At 36.9% G+C, this 13,284-nt stretch carries 14 protein-coding genes; 5 read left to right on the top strand and 9 right to left on the bottom strand.

Annotated elements, in window-relative coordinates; translation table 11 throughout:
* Position 1: 1 nt before the first annotated feature.
* On the bottom strand, positions 2–709 hold the full coding sequence (phoB, locus tag CFY84_RS07720; RefSeq protein WP_088823641.1) for a phosphate regulon transcriptional regulator PhoB: 708 nt from the start codon (positions 707–709) through the stop codon (positions 2–4).
* Positions 710–939: 230 nt separating this feature from the next.
* Here phoB and CFY84_RS07715 point away from each other — a divergent pair, with 230 nt between their 5' ends.
* Positions 940–1,407: a GAF domain-containing protein gene (locus CFY84_RS07715; RefSeq protein ID WP_088823640.1), complete on the top strand. Its 468-nt coding sequence runs from the start codon at positions 940–942 to the stop codon at positions 1,405–1,407.
* 37 nt (positions 1,408–1,444) lie between these two features.
* Here CFY84_RS07715 and CFY84_RS07710 read toward each other — a convergent pair whose 3' ends face one another.
* The 8 genes from CFY84_RS07710 to CFY84_RS07675 form a co-directional block, all read right to left on the bottom strand.
* Positions 1,445–2,809: an MATE family efflux transporter gene (locus tag CFY84_RS07710; protein WP_088823639.1), complete on the bottom strand. Its 1,365-nt coding sequence runs from the start codon at positions 2,807–2,809 to the stop codon at positions 1,445–1,447.
* A gap of 242 nt (positions 2,810–3,051) precedes the next feature.
* A complete protein-coding gene (locus CFY84_RS07705) occupies positions 3,052–3,270 on the bottom strand; it encodes a hypothetical protein (RefSeq protein ID WP_088823638.1) in 219 nt (72 codons plus the stop codon).
* 62 nt (positions 3,271–3,332) lie between these two features.
* Positions 3,333–3,731 (bottom strand): hypothetical protein, encoded by a 399-nt coding sequence (locus CFY84_RS07700; RefSeq protein ID WP_088823637.1) that lies wholly within the window; start codon positions 3,729–3,731, stop codon positions 3,333–3,335.
* Positions 3,731–4,180, bottom strand: a complete 450-nt coding sequence (locus CFY84_RS07695) for a hypothetical protein (protein WP_088823636.1) — start codon at positions 4,178–4,180, stop codon at positions 3,731–3,733. The genes CFY84_RS07700 and CFY84_RS07695 overlap by 1 nt, the downstream gene beginning before the upstream one ends.
* A gap of 11 nt (positions 4,181–4,191) precedes the next feature.
* Positions 4,192–5,322 (bottom strand): hypothetical protein, encoded by a 1,131-nt coding sequence (locus tag CFY84_RS11295; RefSeq protein ID WP_088823635.1) that lies wholly within the window; start codon positions 5,320–5,322, stop codon positions 4,192–4,194.
* 175 nt (positions 5,323–5,497) lie between these two features.
* A complete protein-coding gene (locus CFY84_RS07685; protein WP_088823634.1) occupies positions 5,498–6,658 on the bottom strand; it encodes a methionine aminotransferase in 1,161 nt (386 codons plus the stop codon).
* A 17-nt stretch (positions 6,659–6,675) separates the two neighbouring features.
* Positions 6,676–7,986, bottom strand: coding sequence for a DUF445 domain-containing protein (locus CFY84_RS07680; RefSeq protein WP_088823633.1), 1,311 nt, complete (start codon positions 7,984–7,986; stop codon positions 6,676–6,678).
* A gap of 27 nt (positions 7,987–8,013) precedes the next feature.
* Positions 8,014–8,574, bottom strand: coding sequence for a CC0125/CC1285 family lipoprotein (locus tag CFY84_RS07675; protein WP_088823632.1), 561 nt, complete (start codon positions 8,572–8,574; stop codon positions 8,014–8,016).
* 439 nt (positions 8,575–9,013) lie between these two features.
* Here CFY84_RS07675 and gshA point away from each other — a divergent pair, with 439 nt between their 5' ends.
* From gshA to CFY84_RS07655, 4 genes are all read left to right on the top strand, one after another.
* Positions 9,014–10,591: a glutamate--cysteine ligase gene (gene gshA, locus CFY84_RS07670; protein ID WP_088823631.1), complete on the top strand. Its 1,578-nt coding sequence runs from the start codon at positions 9,014–9,016 to the stop codon at positions 10,589–10,591.
* 21 nt (positions 10,592–10,612) lie between these two features.
* Positions 10,613–11,104 (top strand): disulfide bond formation protein B, encoded by a 492-nt coding sequence (locus CFY84_RS07665; RefSeq protein ID WP_088823630.1) that lies wholly within the window; start codon positions 10,613–10,615, stop codon positions 11,102–11,104.
* A gap of 205 nt (positions 11,105–11,309) precedes the next feature.
* A complete protein-coding gene (locus CFY84_RS07660; RefSeq protein ID WP_088823629.1) occupies positions 11,310–11,492 on the top strand; it encodes a hypothetical protein in 183 nt (60 codons plus the stop codon).
* Between the two features lie 245 nt (positions 11,493–11,737).
* A complete protein-coding gene (locus CFY84_RS07655) occupies positions 11,738–13,204 on the top strand; it encodes a SulP family inorganic anion transporter (protein ID WP_088823628.1) in 1,467 nt (488 codons plus the stop codon).
* Positions 13,205–13,284: the final 80 nt, after the last annotated feature.

Below are 13,284 nucleotides of genomic sequence, written 5' to 3'. Positions count from 1 at the left end.
CTTAATTTAATGCATCAGTACGTGTTGAGAAGCGATAACCTGTTCCACGAACAGTTTGTACAAACTTATCAACACCAAAAGGTTCTAAGATTTTACGTAAACGTCGGATGTGAACATCAATGGTACGATCTTCAATATAAACATTGCCGCCCCAAACATGGTCAAGCAATTGGGCACGTGTATATGCACGTTCGGAATGGGTCATGAAGAATGCAAGCAAACGGTACTCAGTAGGGCCCATTTCCAAGATACTATCATTAAAACTTACACGTTGGCTGACAGGGTCTAGAATGAGGCCATTTGCATCAATGGTTTTTTCGCCATTTAATGCATTTGAACGGCGAAGCACAGCTTTAATCCGTGAAATCAACTCACGGGTCGAAAACGGTTTGGTCATGTAGTCATCTGCACCAGCATCTAAGCCTTGTACTTTATGATCTTCTTCACCACGTGCTGTTAACATAATGACTGGAATTTCAGATAATGTTTCATCGCGTTTTAAGCGATAGCATAAGTCTACACCGCTGAGTCCGCCAGGCAACATCCAGTCAAGTAAAACTAAAGCAGGACGTTGATCAACAATCATTTGATGTGCTTGTTTGGCATCTTCTGCTTGTAAGCATTGGAAGCCTGCCATATCTAATGATGTATGAATCATTTCTCGAATTGGCAATTCATCATCAACAATTAAAATGTATTCCTCTTTCACGGCGCAATATCCTATATGAGCATTTTATAAACTTTCGGCTATTACAAAGTGTTATTATGACACTATTATTGCAACCAATGCAGTAGTTCCTTTTTTATGACAAAAATACGTTTTATTTGTGAAAGTAAAATGACATTTCGATCAAATACATACGGATGATGCCATTCAGGACTTGATTTATTCACTGATAAAATCATTATAGAGTGTATTCTATTTTGAAGATAATGGTTATGGCAGAAGATTTAAATGTAATACAGGGCGACAAAACTACTGAATATGCGAACTTGATACCACAAATTAAGGCCTTGGTGGAAGATGAACCTGACCTGATTGCCAATTTAGCCAATATGACAGCTGCATTAAAAACGCAATTTGATTGGCTTTGGATTGGCTTTTATTTGGTTAAAGACAATGAATTGGTACTTGGTCCATTTCAAGGCCCGATTGCATGTACACGAATTGCAAAAGGACGTGGTGTCTGTGGCACAGCATGGGCGAAAGAAGATGTCATTATTGTCGACAATGTGGATGAGTTTCCAGGGCACATTGCTTGTAGTTCAGCATCTCGCTCAGAAATTGTCCTCCCTATTTATCAAGCAGGTCAGTGTATTGGCGTATTAGATATTGATAGTGCAGAGTTAAGTACATTTGATGAAGTTGATAAACAATATTTATTAGAGATTGTTGCATTGATTTAATTGAATACACATAGGGCAAATATGCCCTATGTGTGTCTTAGACCAAACGCTGAATTGATTTTTTCTTCCATACAAAATGGTAATAACTGTATTGCATTAAACATAAGCTCACGAATGACAATGCATATGCCATCCAAATACCTTGTAATCCCCAAAAGTGGCTAAATAAATAAGCACAAGGCAGTTCAACCAAAAGAATGGCAGAAATGTTAATGATCATGGGAATATTGACAGTGCCTGAAGCACGCATGATTGATGCAAAAACAGCACTCACACCAAAAAACACAATTGACCAAATGACGGTAAATAATAAGGTTTGACCAAGTGCAACCACATGAGGGTCAGTAATAAATAGATTTAAGAGGTGGCGTGAAAATAAATATGCCAATAACACCAAGCCGCCTGTAATGATGACGCTAGATTGTAACGCTGTTTTCTTTACTTTGGCCAATAGGTCATTTCTACCTGCACCAATGGCCTGAGAGGCAAAAATCGAAGCGGCAATGGCAATGGATAATGCAGGAAACTGAATATAATTAATCACCTGATTAATTGCACCATACGCTGCTGTGGCATCGGGACCAAATGAGTTCACTAAACGCATAATCACCAAACCAGATAAAGACGTGGTCACCATTTGTATGCCTGTTGGGATGCCAAGTTTTAAAATGCTACGGCTAAGTGCCGGGTGATAATGAATTTCTTTGAGTAAATCTTTATTTAACTTTAAAGCATGGTCTTTTTTGTTTAGATACACAATTAAAAAAAGAATCACTGCAATATTACCCACAATAGATGCAATTGCTGGTGCAACAATGCCAAGTTGAGGCAGTCCCATGTAACCACCAATTAAAACAGGTGTAATCACCAAACCAAATAAACTGGTCATTGAGAGGGCAAGTAAAGGCGTGACACTGTCACCAACACCGCGTAAAACAGAGGTATAAATAATATAGATAAATAATAATGGACTGCCCGCCAACATACTGCGCACATAAGGAATAGATAAGTGCATGACATCGGGTGAAACACCCAAGATTTTTAAAAAATCAGGTGTAAATGCAATGCCAAATAAAGCAATACAGACACCTAAAATGAGCGTCAAAAAGAGTGTTGCCCCAACAATTTGTCGTACTTTGGCTAAATTATTGGCCCCCCAAGCTTGTCCCACTAAAATGCTTGAACCTGAGGATAAGCCAATGACAAATGCCATCAATGCAAATAAGATTGGAAAAAAAACTGCGACTGCTGCTACAGCATGCACACCAAGCATTTGCCCAACAAAAATAGTGTTAATGGTGCCAGATAAATTTTGTAAAATATTGGTGGCAACCAATGGCAATAAAAAGATCAAAAAGGTTTTAAATAAAGGTTGATCTGTGACCAGTGATTGTTTATTCATATTTAATTGATCATAGATAAAGGCATCTTGCAATGTATCATTGATTATAAGCCTATAGATACTTAATTTATTGATAGGTATTTAAAATATCAGCTGCTTGTTGTAGCGTATGATCTTGTTTTGCCAAGAGCAATTTTCAGGTAAAAATAAAATGTCTTACATTCGCCGAATGAATGACGCAGTAAGACTTTAATTTTCTTAGAAACTAAAACAGATTCATGTTTATCAAACTTGAATCCATATTAAAGATAATTAATCTCAGGTTGAATATCACCTAACCCTATTTCTTTTTTATCAATTCCAAAATTTTCGCTCTGTTGAACAAGTAATGAAACGATTTCATAAATAGCAAAGTTATAGCCTTTATCGAAACTTTCAGTTTCATTAGAAACTGGTAATTTCTTTTCTAAAATTTCTTGAATCACATCAGATAAGAAATTTTTATAGGTATCATTATTCATTTTAAAGCTATCTATCAGTGTATAAAAAAGCCACCTTCACTAAGAAGATAGCTATGATAAAGTTACTGCTCAGTAGAAATGATCTTAGGGTGAAAATCCGTTAAATCTTTATCTGTTAATATATCTATTACTTGTTCTTGAGTAATAATAACGAAATGATTTATATCAGGTAAAATACCATAACTTTCTTTATGAAACCAATGCATTAATTCAGATTCATTCACTGTGAATAACCATGATTTATCATCTAAATTTTGTTGAGATAGTTCGTTTGAACTAATATATTTTTTTCTAATCCTAAATAAACGTGGTAATTCAAATTTTAAAGCTTGAGAACCAGTATCAAATTTTAGATTTAAAATTAGTCCACTTTCTTCCTCGCTATCTCTAATTTCTTGAATATTCTCTAGATATGGAATACCTGTCAATCTATCCATATTGCATGGAGACCAATTTAACATTAGAAATTATCCTGATCGGAATATGAAAATATAGCTTTATCTTTTAATGAGATATTTAGATAGTTACCCAAGAATGGTTTAGATATTTTGGGTGGGGATTTAGCTAATACCACAGTAATATCTTCTTGACTAGGGATAACATAGTGTTGAAATTTATCTTGAAATTCACCACCACTTTCTTTGTTGAACCAGTCAACTAACTCTGAATGATTTGTTGAAAATATATGACTATCATTGCCATGAAAATCTCGAGAAGCATATGTTTCTAAGGCTAATCCTTCATCTATATTTTTAAAAAATAAATATTCATCAAAATAAACGACTATTCGTTTATTATCATTATCATCAAATGTAAATATTAAAAACAATTCATCTTTTTCAAATTTTATATATGTTAGAAATAAAAAACTTTTTATTTCTAGAAGTTTACTCATGGCCCAATTTGACATTATTTTATCCTCTAATATCGAATTTTTATACTTTTATCTGTTATTTCCAAAGTAGGTCTACCATCTCTAGTACTATAAGAACGAGCTGTTACCCATTGATTGTTTCGAAGTTGACCAATAACAACAGTCTCATTTGGTTTGGAAGGTATATTTCGAATATTCTTTAAAGCTAAAGAATTAAAGTCAGTCATGACTTGTTCAAACCCTCCCCCTCCAATTCTGTCATAAATACTGTTTTTAGCCCCTTTTTTACTTCCCTTTTTAGTTTCAAGCGTTGTTTTTTTCAAGAGGGTATCAATTTTATTGTTGGCATCATCCTCATCGTCATTATTAGGAGGCGTTGAGTTATTTCCGTTATTACTTCCAGTGTTCTGTGATGCTTGTAATTTGGTATTTAATTGCGCTTCCAAAGACTTTCTATAAGCTTCGTCATGCAGAAGCATATCTTGTATGACAGATGAAATATACTTTTCAGCTTGAACGTTCTTTTGTTTCGCTAAAATGAGTATTTTTGATGACAGATTTCTTAATGAAAGAAGTTCAGGTTTAGCATTGGCATCATATTCATCATTGGTTGTTTGAGAAAAGAAAAATGAATACCCATAAGGATTACTTTCTTCTCCTTTAGATCCCCAATAACATTCATATTGATATTCACGATTGATACATTCTGTGATAAAGAAATTTCCTTCCCCAGGATATTCATTTAAATACTTTCTGACTTCTAGACGAGCTTGTTCTAACGTATAAATATAAGCTTCATACCCAGTATATTGCCCAAATGGTGAAGTATATTGATATTTAGAAGTATTATGATTATTCTTTTTTAAACTATATTTTATATACTGATTAGGTACATCAACAATAAAATCTGTACCTTCAGGAACAGCTGGTATTACAGCATTTAGAGCTAGTTCAGATAGTCCATTTTTTGCAAGATGATTAGTGACTTTCAGTGCAGTTGTGGTTGTTGATATTGGTAATGGAGAAGTGTTTGATGTATTTTTAATTGCTTTCCATCTAGTTGTAGCACCATTCACAACAGGATCGCTCAAATTCCATTCACCAACGGTTGCATTGGCATAGATGGATTGAAATTGCATTACACATAAAATAAAAAAGAGTTTAGTTAAAATATTCACTATTAATCAATATATAATATAAATATGTAATGTATCACATAATTTAACTTTTATGTTAATGTTGAAGTACGTATGCAAAGCTGAGATGGTCGCAAATAACGCCTAATTAAAATAGCTGTAATCACTAAACCAAATAAAGCAATATAGACATCTAATATGAGTATTAAAACATGATTTATGAACAAGTATTTAAAATATCAGCTGCTTGTTGTAGCGTGTGATCGTGTTTTGCAAAACAAAAACGTAATAAGGTTAAGTTCTTAGGCGGACTCTTATAAAATGCAGACAATGGAATCGCAACAATTTTATATTGTTCAGCCAAGTAATAGCACATTTCTCGATCCGTGAGTGTTGGCTGAATTTGACGGTAGTCTAAGGTTTGAAAGTAAGTCCCTTGACTTGGCTGAAATAGAAAGTTGGAATGCTGAATGGCATTTAAAAATAAATCTCTTTTTCTTTGATAAAAACCTGCCAATTCTTGAATATGTTCAGGATGCTGTTTCATAAATTGTGCAAGGGCCATTTGGACAGGGGTTACCCCACAAAAGCTTGCAAATTGATAGACTTGTCGAAAAAGCTGTGTAAGCTCTGGTGCTGCAATGCAGTAACCCGTTTTCCAACCTGTGACATGAAAGGTTTTACCAAATGAGCCGACCACAATTGCGCGATGTCGTAATTGGGGAAAAGATAAAGCAGAGTAGTGTGGTTGCCCATCAAAAATTAAATGTTCATAGACTTCATCGGATAACACCACAATGTTTCGATCTTGAATTAACTCAATTAAAGTCAGCCAATCTTGCTTTGACCACACTGTACCTGTCGGATTGTGTGGTGTATTGACAATAATCATGCGTGTTTTGTCAGAGATATTATCTTTAACCTGTTGCCAATCGACAGAAAAATGAGGTGCTTGTAATGCCAAATGAATGGGTTTGCCTTGAGCCAATTCAATACAAGGCGCATAGCTGTCATAACTTGGATCAAAAACAATGACTTCATCGTTGGGTTGTACCAAAGCTTGTATTGCACTATGTAAGGCAATAGTGGCTCCTGATGTAATGGTGACTTCTTGCTCAAGATCCAACTGCAGTTGAGGGTCTCGATTTATCATCAGCTCAACAACTTGTTGGCGTAATAATAATAAACCATGTCCTGGTGAATACTGATTATAACCTTGCTGTGCGGCATCATTTAATAAATCAAGCAATGCTTGTGGTGCAGGAAAGTCAGGAAAGCCTTGAGACAAATTTAAGGCATTTAACTGCTGAGCCAATGCAGACATCACTGAAAAAATGGTGGTGCCTTGATTTGGCAGTTTCGATGATAAGCTCAGCATGAAAATCTCCTACAACTTTAAAAAATGACATCGACAGCAAGACGAATCAGTCCCAACACCAAGCCAATAAATGCACCAACCAATACGCCATTGACTCGAATCATATGTAAGTCAGCACCAACCTCATTTTCGATTTTCGCAATCATTTCAGTCGAATCCCATTCTTGAATACGTGTACTGATAAATCGAATGACTTTATCGCTGTATTGACCACTAAAATGTATAGCCAAGGTGCTTAAACGACTATTTAACAGGTGTCTTACTTCTTGGCTGTCAATTAAGTTTTTGCCGACCAATTCAATAGCAGCTTGGATATTCATGGCAATGCCAGATTGTTCTTTTGCTAAGTCATCTTTAATTGCATTAAATAAAATAATAATGGCACTGCTAATAAAGTTGACCAATTGAGGGCTTTGTAATAAAGCATCTTTACTTGCATTTAAACGAACACTGGCCTCACTATCATCATTTTGCAAATCTTGCATTAATGCTTGGCCATATGTGTCTACATAATGACGCCATGGATGTGCAGGGTTTTGTAACATGTCCTCAAGCTGTTCGATAAAGCTGTCGACAGTCCGTTGCTGCATATCAATCCCAATCCAACTTGCGCCTTTAGACAGCTTAGAGATTCCAAGTTCTTTAAATAATTTGGTTGTAATGTCTCGCATTTCTTGTGGATGCGCTAAAACCCATTGATGTGCTAAATCTAAGCTATGCTGTAAAAGATCTTCGTGGAAGTCATTGTCTAAAATAGAGTGCAACATTTCGCCAGCTAAGCGGTTAATTTTGGTATTTTCAATCCATTGTAAACTGTTGCTTTGAATAAACTGTGCAATTTTTTCTTGTTCAATAAAATCAAAAATTTTAGGCAAGGTATTTTGCATGGCTTCGGTAATTTGACGGCTATTATTGGGATTATTTAGCCAATTTCCGATGCTCATGCTTAAATCAGTGCGTTGTAAACTGGTTTCAACCACATGTGGTGATAAAAAGTTTTCCTGTACAAAATGCCCCATAGACTCAGCAATACGAGCTTTATTCCGTGGAATAATTTCTGTGTGATCCCGTAAAAAGCCAGGAATAGGGAGCTTACCAAATGGGTTGCGAAACAAAACTGTAATGGCATACCAATCAGCAAAGCCACCAACCACGCCCGCTTCTGCTGAGAGCATGAGCAAATGAATAATCCATTGGTGTTGTGGAAACACATGTGCGCTGATTAAAAGCACAATCCACGCAATAATCGCGCTGAGTAAAGCAATCGTTGCATAGCGTTTACTGCGTTTTAAATTGGGTGATGATGGTTGTGCTGTCTCTAAACCCATAAGTTGGTCCCACTTAATTAAAGCATATTAATTCGTTTTTATTGGCTGCGGTGCAAGCAATGTACCGTTTTCAGCAACACCATATTTTGCACCTAAAGACTTCAAAATCAATACAGCATCAAACGCATCTTTTGGATAGTTTTGACCTGCTTTAAAACATTCAATGTTATAGGCCACTTCATTGGGTTCTACAGTAATCACTTGTGGAAAGTCATTCCAAGGTCCACCCCAATATCCATGACGTGGACCATAAAAACCATAAGGACCAAACATAGGTGCAGCTGATTGATACACAACAGCTTGTCTAGGTGGTTGATTTTGTTGGCTTGGGTCATTCAACACTTTAAAATATTGGAAGCCATTTTGTACAGTAGTTTGTGCAGCTTTGACCAGTGCAATCTCTTGGGCTACACCATAACTCATGTTAGAGCTACTTCGTAAACCAACTCGAAAGGTCGATTGATTAAGTTGATATGCTGAAAATTGTCCTAACTCATTAAAGCTGTGTGGTGTAAAAAATGTGGTACATCCAGATAAAGCCAACACAGCGGCCAATGCGCCACCTAAATAAATACGTTTTTTATTCATTGTCATTGCTCCAAGATCTGATTGATAAATAACGATGTTTAACTTGGTTTAACTGTCATGATCTGCAAAGACAACGTTCACTTCAAATCAAGAAAACACCCTGATATAAGCTAACTGAGCGCTATGATTCAAATCATGAACCTTTCTCATTTAAACTGCTATTTTTTGATGCATTTGTGTATCTTTTATCCCATATTATGAGGGATTTCAGCTGAAGTATTTGCAACATACAGTACACTTTATGTGTTTATATGAAGGCCATTGGTTTTTAACTTTTTTATCAAAACATGAATTTTTTGATTGATCTTGTATGAATTTGCCCTTTAAATTGGTGAGATGGGAAAAATTGATGTTTTTTCGTCAACATACAGTCAACAAGGTATGTTTGAATAAACACACATATAAATATTAAATATTGGATAAAAGAGAGTGAGTGGATATGAGTCAACCCAGCGCAAGTTCAGGTTCAATTTTACCAGCTTGGGTCGATGCATCAATGCTGAAAGGGATTTTACGGGGAATTGAGCGAGAAAGCCTACGCATGCAAAGCGATGGCTATTTGTCCAAACAACCACATCCTAAAGCATTAGGTTCAGCGTTAACACACCCACATATTACAACAGATTATTCAGAAGCCTTGATGGAGCTCATCACGCCGCCGCAGTCATCAATTGATGAAGTACTGAATTATTTAACTGATTTACATGCCATTGCACATAAGCACTTACCTGAAGGTGAGCGTTTATGGCCAATGTCTATGCCATGTATGTTGGATGAAGATGAGTCACGTATTCCACTTGCACAATATGGCACATCGAATATCGGTCGTTTTAAAACACTTTATCGTAAGGGTTTAGCCATTCGGTATGGCCGCCGTATGCAAACGATTGCGGGCATTCATTATAATATTTCTTTTCCAGATACATTATTTGCGCAGTTACAAGCGCATGAATTAGATGAGTCGCTTAAGCAACTCTCTTTTGAAGATTATAAAAGTCATCGGTATTTTGGTCTAATTCGAAATTTTATTCGTTATACGCCAATGGTGATTTTTTTATTGGGTGCGAGTCCCACCGCATGTGGCAGTTTTTTAATTAATAGAAAGCACGACCTTAAATCTTTAGTGGGTGGTGCTTTACATTTACCTCATGCAACTGCATTACGAATGGGCAAGTATGGCTATCAAAATTCAGCACAAAAAAAGCTCGGTATTCATTACAACAACATCACAGGTTATCTTGAAGGGGTGAAGCAGGCTGTAAAAATGCCATATCCACCTTTTGCAGCGCTTGGTTTAAATGATGAGCAAGGTCAGCCAATTCAAATTAATGACCATACTCTACAAATTGAAAATGAATATTATAGTTTGGTGCGACCAAAACAAGTACCAAAGCAAGATGAAACACCTTCTGATGCACTAAGACACCGTGGTGTAGCGTATGTAGAATTGCGTTCTGTGGATGTCGATCCTTATGATCCGATTGGGATTACAAAAAAGAGTGCTGCATTTTTAGAAATCTTGGCATTATATTGTTTATTGTTAGAAAGCCCTGAAATCACAGATGCAGAGCAAGATCGCATTGATTTAAACCAAAATCAAATTGTAGAACGTGGTCGTGCTCCAGATACAGTGTTGCAAACAGAAGATGGTGAAATCACAGTATTCGCATGGTTGGCGCAGCATGTTGCTAATATGCAGCCGCTAGCAAAACTGTTTGATGACAGCAACAACACATCTTTATATGCAGATGCACTGCAACAAATGCAATCTCGTATTCATGATCCTCAGCAAACTTTATCTGCACATGTTATTCAAGATATGGTTCAGCATGGTGGAACATGGCGTTTTGGGGGCTATTTGGCTGAACAGCATGCACAAGTGTATGCACAACATCAATTGTCCGCAGAAAAGCAGCAGTATTTTAATGATCTAGTCGATATTTCATTGCAAGAACAGCAGGCTTTAGAACAGGCATCAACCCAAAGCTTTGAAGCGTATTTGAGTAAATTTCGCTAGATTAAGTGAGAGAATTTAACCATGAAATTGAATTATCGCCTTGTCAATGGATTGCTGGTTTTGGCCAGTATCATCGGCATGTCTTTCGCCTTGTACTTAGAGCATTGGAAAGGATTAAATCCTTGTCCATTATGTATTTTTCAACGTGTTGGGCTAATGGCAATGGGATTATTCGCACTCATTGGTTTTATTCATCATCCTGCACAAAACGTATTAAAACGTATTTATGCATTGTTGGCTGCCATAGGTATTTTATGGTCAGTTGGTGTTGCAGCACGCCATGTGTGGATTCAGCACTTACCTGCAGATGAAGTGCCAAGTTGTGGTCCAGGGTTAAATTATTTGGTAGAAGCCTTTCCAATGAAAGATGTATTAACGCAAGTTTTTACAGGCTCAGGGGAGTGTGCCAAAATTGATTGGACGTTGCTTGGCATGTCATTGCCAATGTGGTCATTGTTCTTTTTTATTGTTTTAGCAGTGATCGCTTTATACCAAGTTTTTCGTAAAATTTAAGTACATAGAGTAAAAAGTAAGAGCCATATGATTGGCTCTTACTTTTTGTATGATGTATTTTTCGTTTTGGCTTGTCTAAATCTGCTGCATATTCATATTGCTTTCATAAAGTCAGCTCGAGCTTACATAACAAGAAATTATTCATCTATGACTTGCAAATCAAACAAGATACATTAAATCCATCTAAACAATGGATGATGCTTCAATGAAAAAAATTAAAACCTTACTTGGATGCGCAATCATTGCATCGGTTTTAGCAACTTCAGGTTGTATGCTGTTTGATCCAGGTTGGTGGTGGGGCGGACATCATGGTGGTGATGGTGGTCACGGCGGTGGAGGCGGTGGTGGTTATGGCGGCGGCGGACCAAGAGACCGTGGACCAAATTAATTTTGCCACACGACTAAATAAATTCATGTTAAACGCTTCAAGCAATTGAGGCGTTTTTTTATATATTTGAAAAGTAAATATATTTTCAAATTATCTCCCTAAATGGGTTAAGTGAATTTTAATGGCTAAATGGCATCATAAAAAGACTAAAAATTGCTTTAAAATACTTTGAAATCAAGCTTATTTGGTCAGTGCCCAATTGTTAGAAGCTTGATTAACCCTTATTGATAGTAGTACGGTTACCTATGTTATTAAACTATAAAAAAGAATGGTTTAGCCATATCCATAAAGATATTTTAGCGGGGTTAGTGGTTGGACTTGCATTAATTCCTGAGGCCATTTCTTTTTCTGTGATTGCGGGTGTAGACCCACGCGTGGGTTTATATGCTGCGCTATCAATGGCTGTTGTAACTGCTTTTGTGGGTGGGCGACCCGCCATGATTTCCTCTGCCACAGGTGCCATGGCTTTATTGATGGTCAGCTTAGTGAAAGAACATGGACTGCAATATTTGTTGGCAACGACATTACTTACAGGGTTGATCCAAATTATGATTGGCAAGGTCCGCTTAGCAGAACTGATGCGCTTTGTACCTAAGCCTGTGGTCATTGGTTTTGTAAATGCTTTGGCGATTGTGACTTTAATGGCTCAATTTCCACAGCTCATGAATGCACCTTATGCTGTTTATGGTTTGGTGGCTTTGGGTTTATTAATTATTTATGCATTTCCTAAAATCCCCAAAGTGGGTCAGATGCTACCACCTTCATTGGTCTGTATTATTATTTTAACTGTACTCACATTAATATTTGATATTTCAGTAAAAACTGTTGGTGATATGGGGCATTTACCAACCACATTGCCGACATTTATATTGCCTGATATTCCTTGGACATGGCAAACCTTCGGTATTATTTTACCTCATGCGATTGCCATGGCATTTGTTGGATTACTTGAGTCAGTGATGACTGCAAAAATTATCGATCAAATGACAGATACAGTCAGCGATAAGCACCAAGAATGTATTGGACAAGGCGTTGCCAATATTGTGACGGGTTTTTTAGGGGGAATGGCAGGCTGTGCCATCATTGGCCAGTCTATGATTAATATAAAATCAGGCGCTCGTGGCAGACTGTCTACCTTAGTTGCAGGTATTTTTTTGATGATGTTGGTTTTGGTATTAACAGCATGGCTCAAAGTTATTCCGATGGCAGCCTTGGTTGCAGTGATGATTGTGGTGTGTATTCATACCTTTGAATGGAAGTCGATTACTGAATTTAAACAGCAGTCTAAAAGCAATAACATCGTCATGCTTGTCACAGTGACTATGGTGTTGGTGAGTCATAATTTAGCTGTAGGTGTGTTCGCAGGAGTGATTGTTGCTGCACTTAGTTTGGTGGCGCAGCTTGAAAATAGTGTACAAGTGCGATTGCAATCTGTAGCGGATGGGACACAAACCTATGTTGTACAAGGACAGGTTTTTTTCAGCTCTACAGATCGATTAATTAATGCCTTTAACTTTAATCCAAGCCAAGTCACGCATGTCATCATCGATTTTAGCGCAGCACAACTTTGGGACATTAATGCAGCAGAGGCATTGGACTACATTATAGAGCAGTATCAGCGTCATCAAATGTCGTGCAATATTGTCGGTTTAAATGAAAAAAGTATTGCACTCTGCAAGCGTTATGGTCAGAGCTATGCACATCATGTATAGTTACTTTGCTTGAAAACGTAGATTGAGCATCACTTTAAGCGCTTGATACTCACGGTAATGCTTCGTTGTTTTTACCGTGT

Origin of the sequence: Acinetobacter apis, assembly GCF_900197575.1 — a bacterium.
In the GTDB taxonomy this organism is placed as follows: Bacteria; Pseudomonadota; Gammaproteobacteria; order Pseudomonadales; family Moraxellaceae; genus Acinetobacter; species Acinetobacter apis.
The sequence above is the reverse complement of the archived record's forward strand: the minus strand, read 5'-3'. Positions and strand labels throughout refer to the sequence as shown.